The sequence below is a fragment of the Nostoc sp. CCY 9925 genome, assembly GCF_963920935.1.
Taxonomy (GTDB): domain Bacteria; phylum Cyanobacteriota; class Cyanobacteriia; order Cyanobacteriales; family Nostocaceae; genus Nostoc.
The window spans coordinates 1-23,521 of record NZ_CAWUDO010000092.1 but is presented as its reverse complement, the minus strand read 5'-3'; the positions used below and the strand labels follow the sequence as shown (position 1 = coordinate 23,521).

Below are 23,521 nucleotides of genomic sequence, written 5' to 3'. Positions count from 1 at the left end.
CAGAGTTTTTTCGCAAGCCAGAAATGCAGCAGATCGCTGATTATTCCTGCTGAAGAAAGTCCAGCAACAGGGGATTGATCTGATCGGGGTGAGTCCAGTTAATGGCGTGCGGCCCGCCGGGAATGACAACCAGCCTGAGTGTTGATCGCCCAGCGCAGAATGACGGACAGGTAGGGAGCGGCAATCGATCGTTCGCCAGTGAGCCAGTTTCGTCCGTCGAGATAACCGAGATAGCGACGTTTTCAGTGAGTGAAAAGCGATCGTACTTGCCTCTACTTCGTCATCGACAACGAACTTCCCTTGCTATATGCGTTCCCACAGCAGCTCAAAAACCGCTTCAACACCATCACTCAAGACTGGCGGCGTCACGAGCGTTAGTCGGCTCTCATTAAGAGTAAAGGTGCGAACTAACGTTGTACCAACGCGATTAGGAATTGATGCAATTTTGATCTGGTGAGTTACTGTGTTGCCACTCAACGTATAAGTTCCAGCGTAAGCATTGAATGTTGTAAATGCTTGAGCAAGCTCTTCCACGGGTAAAGATTGCATCTGGGGAGTCAGGGGCGATCTGACCTCCTGACTCAGCGCTGAGCGATCGCTCCTAGAAAACATCACCATCATGTGACCATCTGATGTGTAAGTGATGTAGCCAACCGGATGAGTTCCATACACGTCTGGAGTCACCGTTCCATCAGCATAAATGGCGGTTGCAGAAATTAACTTCCAAATGCCAATTAGCGGATTGTTCTGGATTGATGGTGTATACATAGTGTGCAACCGTTGCTTTATAATTCTCTGCTAGAGAGAGTAGCGGGTTTCAACACAAAATCAAACTCAGTCGTGTAAAACAGTTTACTTTGATTGTGTGCCTTGAGTTCGTCTAGCGCTTCGTGCTTTTGTAATTCAACGATCGCCGATCGCACGGCAAAGGTTGTATCTGAATCCAGGTGAGGATCGCCAGCAATAAAAATTTGTGTTGTCAGTGGAGTGTACTCCGGAGCACTGAGTTTGAAATGGATGTGAGCCGCCCGCCAGGGATGCCGTCCCAAGAGTCCCAGCAACTCGCCAGATGGACCACTGCTTGGCACTTTGTAACCTAGTGGCACGACGGTTTCAAACATATACTTTCCACTCTTGTTCGTTTTGAAACGTGCGCGAAAATTCCCCAAGGGCTGAGACGGCTCTTGGACATCATATAATCCTTTGGAATTGGGTTGCCAAACATCAATCAGAGCATTGGCGATCGGTTGACCGTTCAAATCTAAAACCCTGCCTGACAGGAAAAGCGAATCTCCTTCTGTATCAATACCCAAGCGATCGCCCATCTGCCGTTCTGGTGCATTCGGCACATACAAAGGTCCTTCTAAATTGCTTTCTGTACCGCGATGCTTATCGTGCAGTAATTCTACCAACTCTGAGATTCCGAGTAGATCTGTTAACGCCTGCATTTCTCCAGCAGGAATCTCCTGAGTGTGATGACTGACCCGGTTGAGAAAATTACGTCCCTGCTGCAACTCTGATTCAGTCAGATTCACCTCACGCACAAAGTCATGCAAATGTCGAACCAAGCTCGTGTAAATTTCATACAGTCGTGGGTGAGATTTGCCGCGATCGCCATGATTAATGACGGCTTCAGTGATAGTGTCAAGTGTGATGTTCTGCACGATCAAACTCCTTTTTAGTTATGTGATTAATGATGGTTGTTTTACGGCGACTATCTTGGCAGGGGTGTCCACTTTGAAAAGTCCGCAAGATGCGCCCAGTAGGCAGTCAATCCGATATAAGCAAAGATGAGAGCTGCCACACTTAACACAATTGCTCCAATAGTTCGCAAGAGCCGGGTTGATTTGAGAGAGAGGGTTGGTACAGAAAAAATTCCTCCTAAGCCAACGAGAATGAACCCAATTCCTGACAGCAAAGGAAGTTGTGTTATTCCCAGGTTTATGATGCGAAAGCCAATTAGAAGCGATACCAGTCCTGCAAAGAATCCATAAATGCCCAGGGTAAATAATTCCCAACCCATTGCCAGAGTTAGGGAAGTTCCTACAAACAAAATGCCAAACAGAACAGTTGTTTCACCAAAGGCAACATTGAAACTACCAATAATGGGCCAGGTAAAAGTCATGTGTAAGCCAGTGACTAAAGCGATCGCGCCGACTACACCAAAGCCTGGAATCCAGCGTTTCTGATTTGAACTACTAAGACCAAAATATACATAGGCAGCTAACAGAGCGAGTCCAGCCGATAGATTAATCAGCATGAGTGTAAGGTAATCGATAAACATTAGACCTCCTGCAAATGTTCGGTTTTGTCACCGTTCAAGCTCCTGAATATGACTGGACAGGAAACGAATGACTCAACAGAGGATGGTAGACATTCGCCAGATCGCTATCTGCCGAGATCGCCATTATGCAGTGCTTCACCAGGTCATACGGCGGAGCACAACCGAAGGTTATATCCTTCTCTAAACTCAACCGCAGCACCTCTCCTTGTCCTGCGATAAAGCCTTTGTTGGAAATGTAAATGTCACCATCAGAACCGATTTCTAGACCTGTCGGATTAATTAGCTCATCATCCGCGATCGTGGTGCGAGTTTTACCATCTGGAGACACATAAATTAGGGCACCTGCGTCACTTCCATTCAAGATTCCATCCGCATCATATTCCAGGACATACAGACCGCCAAATTTATCAAAGGCTAGATCGGCGATATGCGTAAATCCCCCTGCATAGACTTCCGGTTGACCTTCAGCATTGATGCGATAAACTTGTGCAGTTTCTGCTTGAAAAAGAAACCCAGTCAATTCGCCAACATAGAGAGCGTTATCAGGGCCAACGGTAACTGAGGTAGGGACAGGCTGCCGCACCACGGCTTCACCTGTGAGTGGATCAGTAGTGGTACGAGTTGGAAAGACGGTTTCTAAAGTCGGTTCGCCACCAAAGGCTCGCTGAGAGAGCAAAGTATTGGCACCTGCATCTACGACATAGGCTATATTATCTGCAATCAACAAGTCATAGAGGTTGGTGTCTACGTTTTGCCCATCAGGGTTGTTATTTTGTTCATAAGCACCAAAATCGCTCAATCTTGTCCAGGAAGCACCACCATCAAAGTTATTGATCGCGAGCAACTGGCTAAAATCAGGAACTTGTAGAAGGTTATCTCGATTAGCTGGATTACCAGCAAGACCAATGATCGCATAGGCGTTTCCATAGGCATCAAACTCAATGTCATTCACACCTGCTGCATCCGATCCATCGGGTAATGCCAGCGATGGTAGTCCAGTTACGACTCGTTTTACAACACCGTTTTGAATCCGGGTAATTGCACCTGTTGCACCATAGAATAGAGACGCGCCCAGTTGAGTTGGAGATGGAATACTGGCACCTGTCCCCCCTCGTCCTGCTTCGGCAACATAAAGTGCCCCATCAGGGCCAAAGTTCAGCTTACGTGGACTATCCAGACCGGATGCCAGCACTTCAATTCGCGATATCTGTGGCGTTTTTACTGTTGCAGACATAATTTTCCTCCTTTGAATTTACGATGCTCTATCCTCAGTAGCGGACAAAAACTGAAGCAAAAATGCCTGTCGCATTGCTTTGTAGCCCCAGTTTTGGCTTCAGAAATACTTTTTCATAACAGCATCTATTTCATAAAAGCTGGTCTAATTTTCTGTAAACTTCAGCACAATTTTGCCCCGTGTTCCTCCCTGCTCTAGACGCTGATGTGCCAGAACGACCTGATCCCAAGAAAATACTGAATCAATCACTGGACGAAGCTGATGACGCTCGATGAGTTTCGTCAAAGCCTCTAATTTTGCTCGGTACTGGGGTGAAAAAACAAAATGAATCGTCAGATTTTTACCCCATGCTTCAAGAAGCGATTGCGGTATTGCAATGTCTACAATGCTTGTAAGCCTACCAAAGGAACGAATGATTTCTAGACTACGCTGAATTGTTTCTCCACCGATCGTATCTAGAACTAAATCCACACCCAGTCCATTTGTTTCTTGACGAATGACTTCTACGTAATCTTCATTTTTGTAATCAATCACTCGATCTGCGCCCAGTTCTGTCACGAAATCTCGGTTCCTAGAACTACACGTCGCAAAAACGTATGCCCCGATCGCTTTGGCGAGTTGAACTGCGATCGAACCCACTCCACCCGCACCCGCATGGATGAGAACTGTTTCACCAACTTGTAGATTGCCCCTAGTCACTAGACAATCCCAAGCAGTTCCGCCTGCAAGCGGAAAAGAAGCTGCTTCAATGTGCGATAGATTTGCAGGCTTCAATGCAACAATCGCTGCATCAGCCACATGATACTGAGCGTAGCTACCGAATTCTCCAAAAATTTGCGGCGAGTAATACACGTTGTCTCCCACCTTGAAATCAGTCACAGCTTCGCCAATTGCCTCAATCACCCCTGAAACATCGACTCCAAGGATGGCGGGCAATTGAACCAGTTCCTTGTAATCACCACGACGAGTTTGGTAATCGACCGGGTTAATCGAGGTTGCACAAACTCTGACTAACACCTGATTCGCCTTCAGTGTTGGTGTGGGAACAGTTTGAATCTCAAACTTCTCAGCATCACCAAACGCAGTTAATACGGCTGCTTTCATAGATTCCATCTGTGCCAACTCTCCTTGATTTAGAATAAACAGTGACGGAATTTTGATACCACTCAGCGTAAGTAAGTTCTCCCTTTCAAGACGCAGCGTGGAATCGATCGTGCTGTCGAGGAACGCGCGGATCAACGTTGCTACCTCCTCCGCATGGGTCTCCAACGCGAAATGTCCGGCATCGAGCAGATGAATCTTTGCATCCGGGAGATCTCGCTGATAAGCGGCAGCACCAGCGGGCAGAAACGCCGGATCATGACGACCCCAGACGGCGAGAAGCGGCGGACGGTACTCACGAAAGTAGGACTGGAAGGCTGGATAGAGCGCGACGTTGCTGCGGTAATCGAGGATCAGATCGAGCTGGATCTCCTCCGCGCCCGCTCGCCCCATGTAGGCGATGTCGAGTTCGTAGCCGTCGGGCGACAAAAGGTTTGGATCGGCTCCGATACCGTACTGCCAATTCCGGATTGTGTCTGGCGTGAGCGAGGAGCGGCAAGCTTCCCGGTTCGCTGCGCTCGGTTCGCGCCAATAGGTCTCCCACGATCCCCATTCATCACTGAAACCTTCAAGGTAGGCGTTGCCGTTCTGCGAGATAATCGCAGATATCCGTTCAGGATGGCGCATCGCCAGACGCAGACCTACTGGCGCACCGTAGTCGAAGATGTAGAGTACGTATCGATCGAGCGACAAAGCATCGACGAAGCCCTCGATTACGTCGGCAAGGTGGTCGAACGTATAGTCGAACATCCCGCGTGGCGGTGCCTTAGTCTGTCCGAAACCAGGCAGATCCGGCGCGACGAGCCGAAAGCGATCGGCAAGCAGAGGGATCAGGTTGCGGAACATGTGGCTAGCGGTCGGAAAGCCGTGCAACAGCAGTATCACTGGCGCATTGCTTGACCCCGCCTCGCGGTAGAACACTTCGACATCGCCGACCTGTCGAAACCCGTAGCGTATTTTCATCGTACAATTCTCTCTGTTTTTGATTTTCTTCCGACTGAGCTTCGACGCTCAGATTTGGAATCTTGCACACCTTTCGCAGACCCTACGATCGCCGCCCCTAACCCGCGAGAACCGCCCGTTACCAGTGCAACTTTGCCTGCAAGTGTTGTCATCTCGCACTGCCGAGCGACTACTGCGCTACCAACCCACCACCACAAAGACTGCATCATTAGATCGCTCTTTAGACTTAATATGTAATTAACATGCATGACTTTCCCTACTCTCTTGGTCTATGAAACTAGACCAGCCACGATGCTTGTTCTGATGAAGATTGAATTACCTTAATTTAGACGAAATCTTCCATAATCAGAGAGTGATTTAAGCCGCTAGCAGCAACGCTACCCTGAAAAACAGCAGCGACGATCACTTGCATCGGTGAAGTGATGTCACCTGCCGCATAAACGCCTTTGACGCTAGTTTCGTTAAAAACATTGGTCGTCTTGATTAAATTAAATTCATTCAACTCACAGCCTAACTTTTCAGCTAGGTTTGAACGGAGTGTTTGCTTTGGTCGGATCAGTATTCCGCGACGCGCAATTTTCTCGTTTGTCTCAAAAACGATGTTTTCTAATTGTCCATTATCGCCTTCAAGTCGGATAATTTTCTCTTCGCGGACAAGGATTTTGTGGTTTTCCAACAGTGTCCTTTGATCAGCAGTTAGATCGGCTTTGCCGTTGGTGCAGAGGACTAAATCAGCACTCCAATTTTTCAGCAATGCCGCCATTTCGATGCCCGTTTCGCCATTTCCAACAATGGCAAGCGGCTCGTCGCGCACTTCCCAGGCATGGCAATAGGGACAATGAAACACGCTTTTGCCCCAGAAATCACCAAAGTTTTCGAGAGCTGGAAATTCATCCATTACCCCGAAAGCCAGCAAAATTTTGCGCGTTTTTTTTATCGTGCCATCCTCAAATACAACTTCAAATTGATTGCCGGATGGGTTGATTTCCTTGACCCCGATCGCTTGAAATTCAACGCTTTTATAAGGTTTGAGTTGGTCGCGCCCGATGCTCAAAAGTTCATGTGCACTGATGCCATCGCGGGTAAAAAAACTGTGCGACTCGTGTGCGGGAGCGTTACGCGGATTCCCTTTGTCGCAGACTAACACGCGACGGCGACTTCTGCCTAAAAGCAGTGCCGCACTGAGTCCAGCGGAACCGCCACCGACAATGACGCACTCGTAAATCTCTTTGTTTTGGTTCATCATCTTTTTCTGTTTAGGATTGCTGTAGTGGTTGCAGATCTGGATTACCTGTTGTTCAAGCGGTATAGCCGCCATCAATTTTGAGACTTGCACCCGTAACAAAATCAGCTTCAGAACTGGCGAGATAAGAGACCATGCCAGCAACCTCGTCATCCTGTCCATAGCGACCGAGGGCAGTCATCTTAGTCTGCGGCAAAGTCGCTGTCTGTAGGATTCATATTGATGTTGATCGCCACTTGGTCGCAACATTTCGCACTGTCATTCGACTACTGCGCTACATAGCCACCATCTACCATCAATGTTTCACCTGTTACGAACGATGCCATGTCAGATGATAAAAACAGGACTGCATTTGCAACTTCAAGCGGTGTTCCAACTCGTCCGATCGGGTGAAGTCCTGCCAAGTAAGCTTTGGCTTCATCTGTAGCGGCTTCAAACATATCTGTTTTGATTGACCCTGGTGCCACGACATTGATACGAATACCCGCTTTGGCATATTGGAGTGCAGCAGCTTCAAACATATCTGTTTTGATTGACCCTGGTGCCACGACATTGATACGAATACCCGCTTTGGCATATTGGAGTGCAGCAGCTTTTGTTAAGCCTACTACCGCATGTTTGCTTGCGGTGTAGAGGAGTACGTTAGGAAGTGCAACGACTCCAAACGCAGATGCCATATTGACGATTGCACCACTTCCTTGTTTCAACATCTGAGCAATTTCATATTTCATCGACAACCAAACGCCTTTGACATTGACGTTCATCGTGCGGTCATATTCAGTTTCTGTTTGCTCAATCAATGAGGGGTTTTCGCCGCCCATTCCTGCATTATTAAAGGCAATATCCAACCGACCAAAAACGTCAACCGTTTTGTCAACCATTGCTTTAACATCGGCTTCTTTCGTGACATCTGCTTGCACAAAAATAGCCTCTCCGTCAGCTTTCGTAATCAATCGAACCGTTTCTTCACCTTCATCAATTCGACGACCCACAATAACCACCTTTGCTTGTTGTTTGGCATAAGCGATCGCGGTTGCTCGACCGATGCCCGATGTTCCGCCAGTCACCAAAGCAACCTTGTCTTTCAGCATCATGATAGTTACCTCTTGTTGTGAATGGCTGTGTCACTTTGTCAAAAACTCAATGAGCAATACGTGTAGGGGTCAGCAATAAGAAGCACCTCCTACAACCAGGATGAGTACGATCCTGATTGCAAAATGGCAGGTTTAGGCATTGATATTTGCTGGCTCTTACATTTAGTCGCGATCGATTAGTGTGTTTGAAGGTAAGTTGGGATCGATCGCCTTACGCGCACTGTCAACGCCCACGACGGGAAGTGTACCCGGATCGAGCAAGCCGACTTGAACCAATACACTTGCCTGATCCCAGTAAATGTGCTCATGGGCTAGTTTGCCGTCACGGAACTGGACGATCGCTACTACTGGCACTTCCACCCGTTTTCCGGTGGGAGCAACGCCGGGTAATATCCATTCCATCCAAACAGTATGAGTGAACTTAGCCACCATTTCATCCACGAGTTGATCTGTCCCGATCGTGCGCGAGATTAGGATCAACTCCGTGTCCGGTGGCATCTGTGGAATGAGGTATTTGGAATAAAACTCGCGCAGTGCTGGTTTCCCGACTCCCCCAGTCATTACTGGGATGTGGTTAACGTAAGCATCTTCAACCATCGTAGCGAGGGCATCTTCAGTACTGTGAGTGCCAAACTCGTACTGTAAATGCTCTTCCCAAACTGCTTGCAAAGACTCCTGGGCTGGTGTCAAATTGGTAGTTGCTTGTAAATTTGCTTGTCCGTCTACAGTTTGTTCTTTGACCATGATTAAATACTCCTGGTTCTATCTATCTAAAGTGTCTTGAGTTCCAATGCTTGACTGCTTTCAGATTCTTAAAATGATTTGTCAGATTTTTGTGATGTTAGTGAACTTGTTTCAATGGACGTATAAGCATTCAGCGCCTGTTTCACGAATCAGTTTGGCAGTTTTTTCACCTTCTGCATCGCGTCTGCCTGAGAATACTACCTTTGCTCCAGCAGCACCAAATGCGATAACTTCTCTGCGAGACGCTACGCGAACGTTAAGCTTTCCTTCTCTACGAGAGGCTGCGCCCTAAGCGTAGCTATGCCGCAGGCTTTACGGAACGCTACGCGTAGCTTGCTTCCCCGTAGGGGTACGCTAACGCAGTTGCACAACCAATTCCTGAAGTTCCGTGTGACTTGAAGAAGATTTTGGACATGTTGTCCATCTTTACCTTCCAAAAATGGATGTCCAAGTTTACCTTCCAAGAACGTCAAAAAAATAGCATAAAGGAAAACTAAACTGCTCAAACTCTATGCCTGTATGCAAGATAAAGGTTTTGGTAATAGCGATACTTACTGCGGCAAGCGATCGCAAAGCTTGTGAAAAATCCTACAAGTTAGGCAATAAGTTGGACAGGAGCCGTATTCAAGCGGATTTGTGTCCATTTTCTTTTTCCAAAAGAGCGATCGCTTGCTTAATACCTTAACGAAGTTATAGGTATTTCAGCTTGCAACTTGTCCAATTTCTTCTTCCAAACCTGTCCAAAATCTTCTTCAAGTCACATTCCGCCAGTGACTAACGCCACTTTATCTTGCAGTATCATTTTGTTTCTCCTGTTTCAATTTCGTCAGTTTGTATCGGGTAAGTTTGTCTCAGCAACTCAGTGACTTCTTGCGCGATCGCAATCAGGGCATGATTAACTGAGGAGTCGCGAAGAGAACCAGTCTGAGGTGTACCTTCATGCCCAGAATTATTCTTGCCTTGTACTAATAAATGCGGCATAGAATTATCCTCAATGAAATACTGATTTGTAATTGACTAAATCAATACGAAAAAATTCAGTTGTTGGCATGGTAATTTTTGGCATGGTTCAAAAAGCGGCAGTTTTGTTCAGCGAAACAGGCAAAATCTAGTTATCAAAATTTGATAGCTTATAGCACTTATAGACAAGTCAGATATGAATTGAGAGCAAAGATCGGGGAACTTAATGACTTGCAGCAATCATGGCAGCCATCAACTCCGTCGTGTTCCAGCGCTCGGTATACCGAATTCCATTGATAAACAGGGCTGGGGTAGTCGTCACTCCACTCTGTATTCCGCCTTCGATATCTTCATTGATGCGATCGACATACACTTGTTTAGACAACTCTTTGAGAAATTGAGGAATGTCAACCCCTAAATCATTGGCGTACTCGATAAGATAACCGTTCTCCAACCTTTGTTGATGGTCAAATAAAGTATCGCTCATTAACCAAAACTTTCCTTGGGCGGCGGCGGCAACGGCTGCTTGGGCTGCCCGTTGTGCCTGAGGATGAATCTGGATCTGTGGCAAATGGCGGAAGATAAAACATAAATAATCCTCTCCAAAAGAAACCGTAAGCTCTTGCCGAATGATTTTAATCAGCTTGTAAACGGCTGCACTTCTAGGACATTGATAATCCCCATACATCACTAATACCACGGCGGCACTTAGCACACCTTGACTGTGATCTTGGGTTGAAGCTGGCACAACTAAAGAACTGGAACTATGGTCGTCGATCATCTTTCTACATCTGTATCAAGCATGGAACCTTGCGATTCACTTGCTCAATCCACATGAATTCAATATAAACAATTGGGTTTTAGTTGTCGTCTACAGTGAGTTAACATTTTTAGGCTGTAATTTGATGGAGCAGCCGCTCCTTCTTAAGATAGAAGGTAGGCTCTAACTTAAGTTAGAATCCGAATTTGATCGAAAGTACATCCTACAAACTTACAATGCCGCGCTTAACGGCAACAATCACAGCTTGAGTGCGATCGCTTACATCCAACTTATTCAAAATCCGATTGACATGGGATTTAACAGTGCCTTCACCGATACTCAAAGCCGCCGCAATCTCGGCATTACTCATTCCCTGCGCCAGTGAGCGGAGTACTGCTAGTTCTCTTTCACTCAGTTCTGGATTGCTGAGGCGCTGTACCAACTTTGCTCCCACATCGGGCGGAATATACTTCTGGCCCCGATGAACGGTACGAATCGCATTCAGAAGCTCGTCCGGTTCAGTTTCTTTCAACAGGTATCCTTTTGCGCCTGCCTGCAATCCCCGATAAATATCTTCGTCACTATCATACGTGGTCAGTACAATAATCCGAGCAGATTTAGCAGTAGCACAAATTGCACCAATGGCGGCAACTCCTTCCACTTCAGGCATTCGCAGATCCATTAGCGTTACATCTGGTTGGTGTTCTCGAAAGGCGGCGATCGCTTGTTCCCCATTTTCGGCTTGTGCAATCACCTGCATCTCTGGGTCACGGTTAATAATCGTGGCTAATCCTTGCCGAAAAATGGCGTGATCGTCCGCAATTAGAACCCGAATGGTCGTAGCTTGGCTCATTGTAATGCTCACTCAAGGGTTGACGGTGACAATAATTTCTGTTCCTTGTCCAGGTTGACTCCTAATCGTGAGTTGTGCGCCGATGCGCTCTGCCCGTTCGCTCATGCCGAGTAAGCCAAAACCCTCAGAGGCTGAAATACTTCCAACTCCAAAGCCCTGTCCATTGTCTCTCACGCGCAAGCAAAACTGGTCGCGATCGTAGACTAGCTCCACTCGAATTTCGTCAGCATTGGCGTATCTAATCGCATTAGTTAATGCTTCCTGCCCAATCCGTAGTAAGTTATTCTCGACTTCAGTGGGTAGAGAATACACTGCACCCTCAATCTCATAATATAAGGTGGTGTCAGTTGCAGCAGCCCTGATTTGAGCGACGAGACGATGGAGAGCGCTCTGTAAACTGCCCTCCTCCAAAAGCTGAGGACGGAGCGCAATTACCGATCGCCGTGCTTCAGTCAGTCCAGTTCGTGCCAATTCTTTGATCAGATCCAGGTGTGCCTGAGCTGCTTCTACATCATCCGTTAGCACCTGTTTTGCAGCACCGACCTGAGCCAGAATCCCTGTAAACGCCTGAGCGAGTGTATCGTGAATTTCGCGTGCCATACGGTTACGTTCTTCTAAAATTGAGGCTTCTTCTGCTTGCTTCTGCGCCGTAATATCTCGCACCAGCCAAATCACCCGATCGTGGCTGATTGGGGCAATGCGAGCCGAAAACCACATTTCTCGTCCATTTAGAAACGCACCATACTCGACTGTGAGGATTTGTTGGGTTCTCAGTACCTGCTGAATATAACCTAGAAACTCATCAGCTTCTTCCCTTCCGAGTTGATGCATAGTTTTACCAATCATCTCCTCAAAGGGTTGCCATAGCAGATTTCGTTCCAGTACCATTATTTCAAGGAATCGCCCTTCAGCAGAGAATACAAATAATGGATCGGGAATGGCTGAAAAGAGCGCCCGCAGTTCTGCTTCAGAGGCTTGCAATGCTGCTTCTGCTTGCTTGCGATCGTTGATATCCGTAACAACTCCCAACGCTCGGATGGGTTCACCGGATTCATTCCAGGTAACAATTTTGCCGACAGAACGAATCCATTTCCACTGACCATCCTGGGTACGAAGGCGATACTCTACTTGAAAGTTGGGGATTTCTCCAGTAATACAAGCACGGTAGGTTGCGACAACTGATTCTCTGTCATCAGGATGCAAACGAGCAATCCATTCAGGAATGGTTTCGTGGAATGTTGCTGGATCGTAGCCCAGCATTAAAGCGTATTCCGGGTTAACAATTCTTTCTTCAGTCTTTAAATCGAAATCGTAGAGTCCTTGATTTGAAGCGGTTAATGCTAAGCGTAGTCGTTCTTCACTCGTTTGTAGAGCGGCTTCTGTTTGTTTGAGATCGCTAATATCCGCAATCACCCCTTCAATGTAGTCATCGTCTGCATTCAGATAAGCAGAGAAAAGTCCCCAAAACACTGTCCCATCTCGTTTTCGCCCCTGTGCTTCATAGCTTCGCACTTCCCCATCCCGCTTCAGCACCTCAAGGAATTTTTGGCGATCGCTGGGATTTACATAGTAGTCTGTGGCGTGTTCAAGCCCAATCATCTCCTCTGATGAATCAAAGCCAAGCAGATTGGCATAGCGTTGATTGGCATCGAGAAGTAATCCATCCGAGAGGCGGGTGCGGAAGATGCCAACCTGTGAGTTTTCAAAAATATTGCGGAACTTAGCTTCACTGCGTTGTAATGCCTCTTCTGCTTGTCTACGCTGGGTGGTGTCATTGCCCACCGATAAGATTTCAACGACATCTCCTTGTTCATTGAAGATGGCTTGATTCGACCAGGCAATCCAAACCCGTCTACCGTTTCGACAAAGGTTTTCATTCTCGGTTTGCAAGTAAGCTTGAGGCAAGGGAGCTTCAAGATTGTGAAACAGATCGTGAACAAACTGCTTGAGATCGCGTCCAGATGTTTCGGTTTCTGGAACGATTGTTTCCAGTAGGGTACGCCCTAAAATCTGATCTTCCTCATAACCAAAAAAGCTCAGTCCATAGTCATTCATGTATCGAATTCGTCCTTGCCTATCCGTGCGAAGGATGATTGAATTCGCAGTTTGAATCAGGTTACGGTAATTGGCCTCACTTTGTCGTAACGCAGCAGTTCGTTCTGCGACCTGTTGCTCTAAAGTGCAGTTGTAGTCGGCTAGGAGTTTCTCGGCTTGTTTGCGCTCTGTAATGTCCTGAAAGGTAGCGATCGCATGAGTAATATTGCACTGTTGATCAAAAACTGGTGTTCCCCGTGCCTCAAGTAGAATTGTGGCATGACCTCGACGAATTTCTATATCTTCAGTCCTGATGCGTTCGCCCTTTAATGCCCGCACAATCGGCAATCTCTCCGCTGGATAGATCTGATCCGTTCCCGCTACATAAAGCTGATAAGCCTCTGAGATCTGCTCCGGTGCGATGGAAGTATCAGTTTCTTTGCCTATAAGTTGACTGCCGCATTGGTTGGTATAGTAAGGGCAACCTGTCGCATCCACGATCCCAATTCCCACTGGAATCGCTTCGAGGAACTGGGTGATCTTGCTTTCCTTAGCCCGCAGTTCTGAGTAAAGGTTGGCATTTTCGATGGCGATCGCTGCTTGAGTCGATAATAGCTGCAAGACCTGCGATCGCTCTGGTGTAAATACTCCAGCTGCTAACCGATTTTCTAAATACAATATACCGACCAGCTTGGCTTGATTCAGCAGCGGCAAACAGAAAACAGATTGAGGCTGGTTCTGTTGAATGTATGGCTCATTAATAAAAGCACCTTCACGAGTCGCATCATTCAAGGTGACAGGCTTTAGAGTCCGAATCACATATTGAATGATTGATTCTGGCAATTGATCGGCAATTGGAATAGACTGTAACACCTGAGTCGCACAAGCATTCTCATCGGCATTGAGTTCACAAGCCGCTTCAATCGACCATTCTCCTGAGTTTTCTAAAATCAGATATCCGGTTTGTGCGCCAGCATTCTCAATTACAGTTTGCATCAGTGATCGCAGCAGTTGCTTCAGTTCAATTTCACGAGAAATCGCCTGTGCAGCTTTCATCACTGCTGCTAAATCGAAAGCGGTATGGAAGGGATTAGAGATAGTTCCAGCAGTACCAGGAATTGATGTGGAAGCAGCTCTAGATGATTGAGGAAAAAACTGTGGATAGCGTTTTTCTAAGTCTTTAACTTTAGCAGTTGCGCCCCAGCGATCGTAGCAATAGTGCGCCTCTTTCATATAAGTTTGAGCAATTTTTGACCGACCTCGCGCCAGATAATGTTTAGCCGCTAATTCATAAGCTAATGCTTCTTCCTGGATGTACTCATTTTCAGCAGCACCTGCGATCGCCCGTTCATAAAACTCTTCAGCCTCAAGAAATTGGCCTAAGACTCGTGCTTTCTCTGCCCCGACTAGATAAAATTTATGTAGATAATTCATTGGGGCGTGTTCTGCCCATTTCTGCATTTTTTCTTGGTTGGTGTTAACACAGTTTAGCAAAGCTAATTTTTCAGAGTTTGAAGCATCGAGCAATAGGCTCAAAAGCGCCAGAGAATGATAGAAACAGAATACAGGTAAAACCTTTATTGCTGTCACTTCTTCAAAATGTTGCCTTGCCAAAATAGCAGTCTGTACAGCTTGATGATATTCTTCAAATAGATAACACAGTATAACTTTGTGCAGATATAGCATTTGAATTGCAGTTCCATCTTTAACTGCAAGGGCGTGTGGTAATGCCTGCTCTTCATTACACACCCGACCAACTAAGCGACTGGGATTAAGAGACCTATCTAACAAATTAAGAATGGTCTGCCACACTATTGCAATCCAAGTCGAGGGGCTTTCCCGTCTGATTCGCTCAACCGCTTTGCTGTATGTTGCCGTTTTCTGTTCCAGTTGGGTGAGTGACTCACCGACGAAAAACGAGTTGTAGCACACGTCATATGCAGCATAACCAGCGGTTTCAAAGTCTCCGGTTTCCACTCCTTCCTGATAAGCCTCAACCAGCAGTGGTATCGTTTCCTTAAGATGTACTTTCCATTGCATAACATGGTCACTAAATAACTGTAATGCTTTAGCCTTGCCTTTTTTGGTATTCAATCGTTCTGCCAAGCTAAGAGCCAATTGACCAAATTTATAGCCGAGTTCAATGTCTTGAACAACTCCACATAGAACAAATCCGTAGCCAGCATAATACAGTGATGACCAGATAGCATTCCCGTAGTTGATTGATAAATTTACCGCTTTGCAAGTAATCAGTATCACCAGTGCTGGTGATACTATGAATGCAGCAGCCCCTATATTCGCTAGGATTGACATTGCTGCTAGCGGTTCTGGTGCAGTCATCTCTGGTAAATTAACCAAGTCTTCAATTTCTCGTTGGGCGAGTAGTGCAGCCGTTGACTCCAATCCGCCTCGAACATCTAACTCACTTGGATTTTCTGGTAAGATTACTCCCAGGAGCTTCAACACTTCCAAACCAATTTTGAGTGCTGATTTCAGGTTGCCCTGTGATAAATATCCTTGAATTTTGCTATCGTAAACCTGCACTTTGTCGATCGCTGTTTTGGCGCGATTGAGTACCACTTCTACCAATTGTTCCATCTCATTAAAGCGGCCGTCAAGATACGCTGCCGCTGCTGCTTCTGAGTACAGTGCTAAGGTAAGGTCATACTCACTGAGCCAACTGTCTGTATCTAGGAGTTTCAGTCCTATATTGAAATACTGAAATGCTGCTTCATAAGCCGTAGCTGCCTTTGCTTTCTGTCCTGCCATTAAATTCAATCTGGCAACTTCAGTTCGTTCTAATTGAGTGTTGATCAGATTAATTCCTTGATTGAGATGATCAACAATGACAAACGTTCGATCAAAACGCTGCTCTGGTGAAGTTTTTTCGAGTAAATTGCGACCAATTTGGAGATGAACAACTTGTTTTTGCGGCTCATCAATTAAGGCATAAGCAGCTTGCTGAACGCGATCGTGCAAAAACTTGTAGTCTTGAACTAACAAGTTTTCGTCTAATTCAGATAAAGGTTGAATTAATTCAGCTTGTATTGCTGCTAGTAAACCCTGGAAAATCGCTTGAGGCGAGCGCTCACAAATGATCGCTAACGTTTTTAAATCAAATTCAGCTCCAACACAAGCGGCTAAGCGAAGAATTCGCCGTGTTTCATTTGGCAATTTCTTCAACTGGATCAGCAGCAACTCCACCACATTATCGGTAATATTTTGGGCTTTAATTTGAGCAATATCCCACTGCCAGCTTAACTGTTTCGCATTAAAGATTAACAGATTTCCGCTATACAGCATTCGCAAAAATTCACCGACAAAGAAAGGGTTGCCTTCGGTTTTACGTAACACTAATTGGGCTAAAGAACCAACGGTGTCAATATTGCGACCTAGGGTCTCGGCAATCAGTTTACTCAAGGGTTCGAGCGTTAAGGGTGCTAAGGTAATCTCCTGAAGTAGTGCCCCTTGGTTTCGTAGTTCTAAGAGCGTTAATACTAGTGGATGCGTTGGATGCACTTCCGAGTCTCGGTAGGCTCCAATCAAAAATAGATGTTGGGTTTGCTCGTCGAGTAATATTAACTCGATTAACTTCAGCGTCGCGGAGTCAAACCATTGTAAATCGTCTAAGAAGATGACCAGGGGATGTTCTTTTGAACAAAACACCCGCACAAAATTTTGAAAGATTCGATTAAAGCGATTTTGAGCTTCAGTTGCTCCAACTTCAGGTACAGGTGGCTGTTTGCCAATAATTAATTCAACTTCCGGAATGACATCAATGATGATTTGCCCATTGCTTCCTAAAGCTGAGAGCAGGCGCTCTTGCCACTGTTGCACTTGCTCATCCGGTTCCCCCAGAAGTTGCTGCACCAACTTTTGCAGGGCATCCACAATGGCGCTGTAGGGAATATTGCGCCTGAATTGGTCAAATTTACCCGATATGAAATAGCCGTGCTTTGCTGTGATGGGTTTATAGAGTTCTTGCACCAATGCTGTTTTGCCAATGCCAGCGTAACCAGCAACGAGCATGAGTTCGACATTGAATTGAGCATTTTCTATGCCTGACTCTAGTTGACAAATTTCGCCAAACGTCTCTTTTCTAGCCACTCTGTCAAACGCCGCCAATAATGCTTTAGTCTCCGCTTCTCGTCCATACAGTTTCTGAGGAATGCAAAACTGTTCTGAAACATCTTGCAGTCCCAACGACATGGCGTTGATCTGACCCATTTCTGCCAGTTGCCCGGCGCAGCGTTCTAGATCCGCTTTGATGCTCCAAGCACTTTGATAGCGATCCTCCGCATTTTTCGCCATCAACTTCAAAATTATGCCTGAAATGGGTTTGGGAATCGTGGCGTTCAATTCATGCACAGGAATCGACGGTTTGGCAATATGACAATGAACTAGCTCCAGGATGTCTTGAGTGGGGAACGGTAGCTGTCCAGTTAACAGTTCGTAGAAGGTTACGCCTAGCGAGTAGAAATCGGTGCGATAGTCGAGCATCCGGTTCATCCGCCCGGTTTGCTCTGGCGACAGATAGGCAAGCGTGCCTTCTAACACATGGGGACTTTTGAACGTCGGATTCGTGCGGTTAAATTGGGTCGCAATCCCAAAGTCAATAATTTTGACAACGCCAGTATCTAGATTAAAGACTATGTTTCCAGGGTTGATATCTTTATGAATGACATTGGCTGCATGAATTCTGCCTAAAATGTCGGTGAGAGCGATCGCAAGACCTACAAAAGTGGATAAAGGCATGGGGCAGAATATATCTGGGCGCTTGTGCATCCATTGCTCTAGGGACTCTCCGCCAAAATCTTCTAAGATAATCACCAGAGTGCGTTGATAGTCCTGCTGGCTGTATGCTTTAATAACTCCTTCCAGATTGAGAGAACGGGTAATTTTATATTCCTGTCTGTAGCGGGTCAGTTCTTGAGGAGAGGGATAATCAAGCTTTAGCATTTTTACGACGATCCATACTCCATCCTCTCTAATGCCTCGGTACACTAGAGAATTGTCACTTTCGTATATTTTGTTTTGGATAGCAATACCAGGCAGAGTGATCATAGAGCAACTCTTGAAAGGATAATCTGGTACACCTCAAACTATACAGTAATTTTCTATTCCGAAAATAATTACTTACTGTTTGGTAATCAAGAATAAATTTGATGAAATAAAAGATTTAAACTCTGATTTCAGACTCCAAAACACTCAACACTTTTTCTTCCAGTCCAGTCAAATAAGCCCGCTTCAGCTTCACCAACGACTCCAAAAACCTCTGCACCGACTCCTCCAGCCCACTCGAATATACCTTATTGATGCGTAGACGCTTTGCGGCTTGCCGTCAGGCATCGCAGATCGAGATCGTCTGCTAGATATGTGGAAGTTGTACCTTTTCCCAGTCGCAATCTAATACATTACAGATTCCTTTGAAAGACTCTTCCACAACAGGATTACCTTTGAAAAACCAAAAACAGTCAAGGTAATTTAATTTATTGCTGTCAGCAAAGTTTTCTAAAGTTTCGTAGTTCAACTTCATTCTATGCCTTAAATCAACTATCCAATCTACGTGTAATTCTGGGTAATTTGCACTCATTTTATCCTCCATCAGTAACTCCATATTCTGTTTCTATCAAATTCAACAGTTTCTCCTCCACAGCAGTAAGATAAGGACGGTTCAACTTCCCCAACGACTGCAACAGATTTTTGACTGTATCTTCCAGAGAATCAAAATATATTCTGCTGATGCGATCGCACAAAGATTGCATCTGTTCGCATTCGCCAGATAAGTAGTTATAAGATTTGAGATGCTGCACTCCAACGGTCACTTCTCCATCCCAAGTTCTTACAGTGCAGCTAAACTCACCAACATAAGTAACAATGCACCAACAGCCACCTTTGCCCCTGAGTTCCGGGTTGTCCTTGGCTAAAATTTGGCACACCTCACCGATCTGGTAGCTGTTAGGTACTTGGGTGCGTTCCATTATCTTTTGCACCGCATCCTTGACTATGCGATGAGAGGGTACTTTCCCATTGGCAGATTCTACTGCTTGTTGCCATGCTTCGGGCTGAGTGTCTGGGTCTAGCTTTGCCAGTGGTCTAACTTGCCACTCATTCGTCGGCAAAATGTGAACGTTCCGTTCACATTTTTCCACCAAATTATCAAAAATAACCGCAGCTTCCATTAAATGGTAAGGCTGTCTGCGGCTAAAACCAAAGCGATCGCGGCAATACTCCTCAAAGGTTTTGTGAGTGGATCTGTACAATCTGCGATCGCGTAACTCCACCAAAGCTTTACCTGCCTCGAAAAACGCGCGTTCTACCTTGCGTTCCAAATGTAGGCGATCGCTCAGTTCTTGCTCGGTTAATTCAGGCACTTCAACCGCCGCCACGTCAATCGTTGCAGAAGCTGGGTCTTCGGAAGGCGCGATGTCTGAGTTGGGTGATTTTGATTTGCTGGATGCAGCAGAGGTGGCTTTCTTGGGTTTGCGGGGTGGGGTGTTCATTATTCCACCTCTTTTAGCTCAGAGAAACTTGCTCAAAATCGAATACAGATAGATTTTGAGCGTGTTAGATAGGTTTAATCGTTGATTGAAGAATAGATGGAAATATACATAAACATTGGCAGGGACAGAACTAATCATCAAAAGCTGTAATCGCTTTTGATACAACACGCTCATGCCGATCTCCTTTCAAATGGCAACACTATTCCATCGACTTGATCTGTTAATTGGCTGCGAGAGTGTTTGTTAATGTTCGGCGCTTCCTCGGTTTCCGATATTAGGTTGTCAACTATTGCTTCAACACCAGACTCATCATCAGGGAGCCAAACCAAAAATTCCCCTGGCTGAACTTTATAAGTAGTGCAAATCTTGTCTAATACACTGCCTGTAGGTATATAGCTGGGGTCATTACATAGCCGATAAGCTGTATCTCTGCCAAGCTTAGTGTCTTGCCAGAACTTATATCGGCTGATGCCTTTCTCTTCAATAAATTTTTTAATTCGATTTTGCACTGTCATACCTCCATAATCTCATAATAGATACTATACCCTAAAAATGCGAATACGCATATTGACACTATTACCTAAAAATGCGAATATAGAGACACAACAAAAGGCAATCGCTAGTCCTGGAAAAACTTATTGCGATCGCCTCTTGTAAAAAACCCACCATACAGATGGAGTACCAATATAATGACACATACCATTTACAGCCAACAACAGCTGCGCTCCAAATCCCTAGCCCAGCTAAAGCGCATCTACAGCGAAATCGGCTGCACACTCGAAGTACAAGACAGACGACGCAGGGCTGCATGGATTAGTGCGGTTGTCTCTCACCAAGCGGCTCAACTCCAGAAAATCGCCCGTTCTGCAAAAGATGAGCAAGAGATTGCCCAGGGCGAGTTCGACAGGTACATCGCAGACCAAGCCCAGGCTGTTGCGCCAGAAGAATTGGCAATCAAAGAAATCAACCCCCACCATTTCGAGATTTTTGCTGGTAAACAGCTAATCGCGTACATCAGCTACGATAACGGCGAGTTTGTCACTCAGCCTTGGGTAGTGATGGTGAATGGTAACGAAATCTTCCGCTATACCACACTTGCCAGATGCCAACGCTTCATTTACTGGCACTACAAAGACGGCACCTTGAACAATTCGCAATTACCAAGTCGCAATTCGCAATTAAATACCATACCGAAAAGTAAAGATTTCGGGTCTTTGATGAATCAATCAGATAATTGCGTTAGCGCAGCGGGGCGTAGCCCATTGCGAACTGCGAATTGCGAATTGCTCCAAGTTCCGATAATTACAGAAATCTCCTTCTACGACCAAGAAGCGTTCGTTAATGGCGAACTGATAGCCAGCATTAGCTTCGATGACGAGAACCATGAGAACCTGTACTGGCGAGTGCTGGTAAACAAGGTTGAGATTTTCCGAGACACCACACCTGCTCGATGCCACAGCTACGTTAAACAGCAGTACCAGCAAGGCACATTACCAGTGCAGGAACCATTCGAGGAACCATGCACCACAGGTAATGAAATAATGTCCCAAATTTTCAACGCATGTGAGCAGCACGGTTTGGAACTGCTCGAAGATGGTATTTATACCAAGGATGGCGAGAGATTAGGCTCAGTTAGCTGTACAAATGGCAACTGGTGGGTCATCCGGGCTTCTTCAGGGCAGCACAAGAGGGCGTGTGAGTCGGTGGATGAGGCAGTGCAATTGCTGTTGGTGCCGGAAGTTGCATCTTACGAAGAACTCTTGGATAAAGCTTTTGACGAGCTAACGGCTGACGAGTGGGGGCTTTTGATGGAATCTGAGCCAGTGCGAGAACTGATAGCAGCGTAGGGAAACAGTGGGCATAATTGCCCACTTTCTCAATTCGACTATTCGCTTGTTGTAAGTATAAGCACTGATTTCTGATTTTGGGAAAAAAGGTCAATTCAGGCACTTCCAAACTATTTTGCGATAACAGCTAAGTGTAATTACTCAAAGCGTAAACAATAGCTGATTCTACAGATAACATACGCATCGCTGGCATTGATAAAGACATCATCGAATACGAAGTTAGGAAAGTTTCTATGACAGAACAAATCACCGATTTAGAAAGATGTTGGTTTCTTTCGCCACCTTGGGGTCAAAACATCCCACCTGTTGAAGTCAACTTGTTAGAAAAAGTCTACCTCAAGACCAATCGAACATTCGGCTACTGCTGCGGTGTTCAGTGGTATGGCGATTGCTGGAATTACGTTATCGAGGTCAAAGATGACTTCATCTACACGACAAAACATCAAATCATCGGCACTGGGCAGATGCAACAAAGGACTAATACAAAACCCGCTTTTGTTCTGGGCGAACGCGTACTTTTGTGCATTCCCAATCTTGGCACAAAGCAAAGGCTAGTTTTGGGGATTGAGTTAATTGAAAAGTCTTGGTTTTATTTCGTCGAGTTGGCATCACCTGATTTTCCCAAAGTATCGACTATGACCAGTCGCTTTTCTTTAGTGCGAGAAGAAGACTTAGTTCGAGTAAAAGTCTAAATCTCAACATAAAGCTTTGTACTAATCACACAACTAAAACTATGTCACAAATTGAAATCGCTCAAATTATCGAACAGATAAAACAGGAAATTACTGTTGACTCTAACGGTCATGGTAAAGCCAGTATTCGGGCAACTGCAAGACTAGCTGGGGTTAGTGCTGTTGCAGTTCTCAAGACCCTGGACAGTGTTAACCAAGAACCATCAAAACTGGCTCAAGTGCTTATGGAGTCAGGCTTTGATGCTGTTAACCTGAACCAGTGGAGAACCAACGGCATCCCAGACATCGCGATCGCCATCATCCTCGACTATTACGCATACGAAGCAGCACGATACTGCACTAAACAAGCAAAGCTAATTTGTCGAGCATTCAAAACTATCGGCGTTCGCGCCTGGATGCAAGACATCATGGGCTGGACAAAACCCACGACTCAACAACCAGAACAACCCCCTGCACCAGCCCTGCCCCCAGTTGAACAGCGATTGCATACTCTTGTCCTGGCAATGAAGACTTTAGCCGAGTTAACTGGTGGCAGACTCAACCCGTACATGGAACAGCAGGTGAAGGACTACGCTGCTAATCTTCTGGCTGAACATAACCGGAAGATGTTGACTCCTTCAAAAGAATGCTGGCTGGGCGTGGTCAACTTCGCAGAAAGTGAGTTAGGTAAAAAAGTCCCTATCAGTGGTTCACATTACCGAGGGCATCTGGGTACATGGGTGAGGACATTTTACCCACAACTGGGCGATCGCCAAGAGGATCGACTAGTCAACGGTACTCAACAATCAGTTTACATTTACGCTTGCCACGATCCGGTCGTGGCTGCGGGGTTAACGAAAGCGATTGAAGAGTTTTTCGCGCACCCCGAACCTGCGGCGGCACTAAAACAAGCAGGGGCATTCTCTAAGAAAGCTGTGGTTACTGCTTGACGATCGTTGGCCAACAGTCATTGGTCATTAGTCATTAGTTAACAGTCATTAGCTCACACAAGCGCACTCAAAACTGGAGATTTTATGATTATCCCCTTTGATTTACAGACCCAAGCTATAGCCACCGATGGTCAAAAGTGCATCATCAGTACAGTTTATGTCGATATTATTCAAATCCTCACTTCACCAGAAGAAGCACTTCTAGACCCCGAAATGCAAGGCACTATCAGTAAACCAAAAAGTTTTGCCAAAAGGGCGAACCACTATGGATACAGCAGAT

The 23,521-nt window shown here is 45.9% G+C and carries 21 protein-coding genes and 1 pseudogene; 5 read left to right on the top strand and 17 right to left on the bottom strand.

Annotation, left to right across the window (positions count from 1 at the left end; genetic code table 11):
* Positions 1-303: 303 nt before the first annotated feature.
* From ACM0OY_RS31385 to ACM0OY_RS31340, 10 genes are all read right to left on the bottom strand, one after another.
* Entirely contained in the window at positions 304-768 is a 465-nt protein-coding gene (locus ACM0OY_RS31385; RefSeq protein WP_414572680.1) for a lipocalin-like domain-containing protein, read from the bottom strand.
* Positions 769-785: 17 nt separating this feature from the next.
* Entirely contained in the window at positions 786-1,664 is an 879-nt protein-coding gene (locus ACM0OY_RS31380; protein ID WP_414572679.1) for a dioxygenase, read from the bottom strand.
* 50 nt (positions 1,665-1,714) lie between these two features.
* On the bottom strand, positions 1,715-2,284 hold the full coding sequence (locus ACM0OY_RS31375; RefSeq protein ID WP_414572678.1) for a DUF981 family protein: 570 nt from the start codon (positions 2,282-2,284) through the stop codon (positions 1,715-1,717).
* A 34-nt stretch (positions 2,285-2,318) separates the two neighbouring features.
* Positions 2,319-3,518, bottom strand: coding sequence for a ScyD/ScyE family protein (locus ACM0OY_RS31370; protein WP_414572677.1), 1,200 nt, complete (start codon positions 3,516-3,518; stop codon positions 2,319-2,321).
* A 144-nt stretch (positions 3,519-3,662) separates the two neighbouring features.
* Complete coding sequence (locus tag ACM0OY_RS31365; protein ID WP_414572676.1) at positions 3,663-5,582, bottom strand: alpha/beta fold hydrolase; 1,920 nt, start codon at positions 5,580-5,582, stop codon at positions 3,663-3,665.
* The gene (locus tag ACM0OY_RS31360; protein WP_414572674.1) at positions 5,579-5,830 is read right to left on the bottom strand and encodes a hypothetical protein; all 252 of its coding nucleotides are present in this window, start codon (positions 5,828-5,830) and stop codon (positions 5,579-5,581) included. The genes ACM0OY_RS31365 and ACM0OY_RS31360 overlap by 4 nt, the downstream gene beginning before the upstream one ends.
* A 77-nt stretch (positions 5,831-5,907) precedes the next feature.
* Positions 5,908-6,900: an NAD(P)/FAD-dependent oxidoreductase gene (locus tag ACM0OY_RS31355; protein ID WP_414572673.1), complete on the bottom strand. Its 993-nt coding sequence runs from the start codon at positions 6,898-6,900 to the stop codon at positions 5,908-5,910.
* Complete coding sequence (locus tag ACM0OY_RS31350) at positions 6,881-7,021, bottom strand: SDR family oxidoreductase (protein ID WP_414572672.1); 141 nt, start codon at positions 7,019-7,021, stop codon at positions 6,881-6,883. The genes ACM0OY_RS31355 and ACM0OY_RS31350 overlap by 20 nt, the downstream gene beginning before the upstream one ends.
* Positions 7,022-7,091: 70 nt before the next feature.
* Positions 7,092-7,919, bottom strand: coding sequence for an SDR family oxidoreductase (locus tag ACM0OY_RS31345; protein ID WP_414572671.1), 828 nt, complete (start codon positions 7,917-7,919; stop codon positions 7,092-7,094).
* 162 nt (positions 7,920-8,081) lie between these two features.
* Positions 8,082-8,663, bottom strand: a complete 582-nt coding sequence (locus ACM0OY_RS31340; protein ID WP_414572670.1) for an ester cyclase — start codon at positions 8,661-8,663, stop codon at positions 8,082-8,084.
* A 511-nt stretch (positions 8,664-9,174) separates the two neighbouring features.
* Between ACM0OY_RS31340 and ACM0OY_RS31335 the strand changes: the two genes are divergently transcribed.
* Positions 9,175-9,348 carry a hypothetical protein gene (locus tag ACM0OY_RS31335; protein WP_414572669.1) on the top strand — a complete coding sequence of 58 codons (174 nt, stop codon included), beginning with the start codon at positions 9,175-9,177 and terminating at the stop codon, positions 9,346-9,348.
* A gap of 113 nt (positions 9,349-9,461) precedes the next feature.
* Here the strand turns inward: ACM0OY_RS31335 and ACM0OY_RS31330 are convergent, their stop codons facing one another.
* The 7 genes from ACM0OY_RS31330 to ACM0OY_RS31300 form a co-directional block, all read right to left on the bottom strand.
* A complete protein-coding gene (locus tag ACM0OY_RS31330; RefSeq protein WP_414572668.1) occupies positions 9,462-9,644 on the bottom strand; it encodes a hypothetical protein in 183 nt (60 codons plus the stop codon).
* A 202-nt stretch (positions 9,645-9,846) separates the two neighbouring features.
* Positions 9,847-10,404, bottom strand: coding sequence for a DsbA family protein (locus tag ACM0OY_RS31325; protein ID WP_414572667.1), 558 nt, complete (start codon positions 10,402-10,404; stop codon positions 9,847-9,849).
* Between the two features lie 202 nt (positions 10,405-10,606).
* Positions 10,607-11,236 carry a response regulator gene (locus tag ACM0OY_RS31320; RefSeq protein ID WP_011316786.1) on the bottom strand — a complete coding sequence of 210 codons (630 nt, stop codon included), beginning with the start codon at positions 11,234-11,236 and terminating at the stop codon, positions 10,607-10,609.
* Between the two features lie 12 nt (positions 11,237-11,248).
* The gene (locus ACM0OY_RS31315; protein WP_414572666.1) at positions 11,249-18,334 is read right to left on the bottom strand and encodes a PAS domain S-box protein; all 7,086 of its coding nucleotides are present in this window, start codon (positions 18,332-18,334) and stop codon (positions 11,249-11,251) included.
* A 304-nt stretch (positions 18,335-18,638) separates the two neighbouring features.
* Positions 18,639-18,863 carry a hypothetical protein gene (locus ACM0OY_RS31310; RefSeq protein ID WP_414572665.1) on the bottom strand — a complete coding sequence of 75 codons (225 nt, stop codon included), beginning with the start codon at positions 18,861-18,863 and terminating at the stop codon, positions 18,639-18,641.
* 1 nt (position 18,864) lies between these two features.
* On the bottom strand, positions 18,865-19,773 hold the full coding sequence (locus tag ACM0OY_RS31305; RefSeq protein WP_414572664.1) for a hypothetical protein: 909 nt from the start codon (positions 19,771-19,773) through the stop codon (positions 18,865-18,867).
* 170 nt (positions 19,774-19,943) lie between these two features.
* Positions 19,944-20,282, bottom strand: a complete 339-nt coding sequence (locus tag ACM0OY_RS31300; RefSeq protein ID WP_414572663.1) for a helix-turn-helix domain-containing protein — start codon at positions 20,280-20,282, stop codon at positions 19,944-19,946.
* 180 nt (positions 20,283-20,462) lie between these two features.
* Here ACM0OY_RS31300 and ACM0OY_RS31295 point away from each other — a divergent pair, with 180 nt between their 5' ends.
* From ACM0OY_RS31295 to ACM0OY_RS31280, 4 genes and pseudogenes are all read left to right on the top strand, one after another.
* Positions 20,463-21,620 carry a hypothetical protein gene (locus ACM0OY_RS31295; RefSeq protein ID WP_414572662.1) on the top strand — a complete coding sequence of 386 codons (1,158 nt, stop codon included), beginning with the start codon at positions 20,463-20,465 and terminating at the stop codon, positions 21,618-21,620.
* Positions 21,621-21,853: 233 nt separating this feature from the next.
* Positions 21,854-22,312, top strand: coding sequence for a DUF1392 domain-containing protein (locus ACM0OY_RS31290; protein WP_414572661.1), 459 nt, complete (start codon positions 21,854-21,856; stop codon positions 22,310-22,312).
* 41 nt (positions 22,313-22,353) lie between these two features.
* Positions 22,354-23,241: a hypothetical protein gene (locus ACM0OY_RS31285; protein WP_414572660.1), complete on the top strand. Its 888-nt coding sequence runs from the start codon at positions 22,354-22,356 to the stop codon at positions 23,239-23,241.
* A gap of 84 nt (positions 23,242-23,325) precedes the next feature.
* A pseudogene (locus tag ACM0OY_RS31280) lies at positions 23,326-23,521 on the top strand (hypothetical protein); the annotation flags it as partial.

Coding starts and splice junctions, on each gene's coding strand:
- ACM0OY_RS31385 (WP_414572680.1), bottom strand. CDS start 768: ATGTATACACCATCAATCCAGAACAATCCGCTAATTGGCATTTGGAAG.
- ACM0OY_RS31375 (WP_414572678.1), bottom strand. CDS start 2,284: ATGTTTATCGATTACCTTACACTCATGCTGATTAATCTATCGGCTGGA.
- ACM0OY_RS31370 (WP_414572677.1), bottom strand. CDS start 3,518: ATGTCTGCAACAGTAAAAACGCCACAGATATCGCGAATTGAAGTGCTG.
- ACM0OY_RS31365 (WP_414572676.1), bottom strand. CDS start 5,582: ATGAAAATACGCTACGGGTTTCGACAGGTCGGCGATGTCGAAGTGTTC.
- ACM0OY_RS31360 (WP_414572674.1), bottom strand. CDS start 5,830: ATGCATGTTAATTACATATTAAGTCTAAAGAGCGATCTAATGATGCAG.
- ACM0OY_RS31355 (WP_414572673.1), bottom strand. CDS start 6,900: ATGGCGGCTATACCGCTTGAACAACAGGTAATCCAGATCTGCAACCAC.
- ACM0OY_RS31345 (WP_414572671.1), bottom strand. CDS start 7,919: ATGATGCTGAAAGACAAGGTTGCTTTGGTGACTGGCGGAACATCGGGC.
- ACM0OY_RS31340 (WP_414572670.1), bottom strand. CDS start 8,663: ATGGTCAAAGAACAAACTGTAGACGGACAAGCAAATTTACAAGCAACT.
- ACM0OY_RS31335 (WP_414572669.1), top strand. CDS start 9,175: ATGCCTGTATGCAAGATAAAGGTTTTGGTAATAGCGATACTTACTGCG.
- ACM0OY_RS31330 (WP_414572668.1), bottom strand. CDS start 9,644: ATGCCGCATTTATTAGTACAAGGCAAGAATAATTCTGGGCATGAAGGT.
- ACM0OY_RS31325 (WP_414572667.1), bottom strand. CDS start 10,404: ATGATCGACGACCATAGTTCCAGTTCTTTAGTTGTGCCAGCTTCAACC.
- ACM0OY_RS31320 (WP_011316786.1), bottom strand. CDS start 11,236: ATGAGCCAAGCTACGACCATTCGGGTTCTAATTGCGGACGATCACGCC.
- ACM0OY_RS31315 (WP_414572666.1), bottom strand. CDS start 18,334: ATGATCACTCTGCCTGGTATTGCTATCCAAAACAAAATATACGAAAGT.
- ACM0OY_RS31310 (WP_414572665.1), bottom strand. CDS start 18,863: ATGAGTGCAAATTACCCAGAATTACACGTAGATTGGATAGTTGATTTA.
- ACM0OY_RS31305 (WP_414572664.1), bottom strand. CDS start 19,773: ATGAACACCCCACCCCGCAAACCCAAGAAAGCCACCTCTGCTGCATCC.
- ACM0OY_RS31295 (WP_414572662.1), top strand. CDS start 20,463: ATGACACATACCATTTACAGCCAACAACAGCTGCGCTCCAAATCCCTA.
- ACM0OY_RS31290 (WP_414572661.1), top strand. CDS start 21,854: ATGACAGAACAAATCACCGATTTAGAAAGATGTTGGTTTCTTTCGCCA.
- ACM0OY_RS31285 (WP_414572660.1), top strand. CDS start 22,354: ATGTCACAAATTGAAATCGCTCAAATTATCGAACAGATAAAACAGGAA.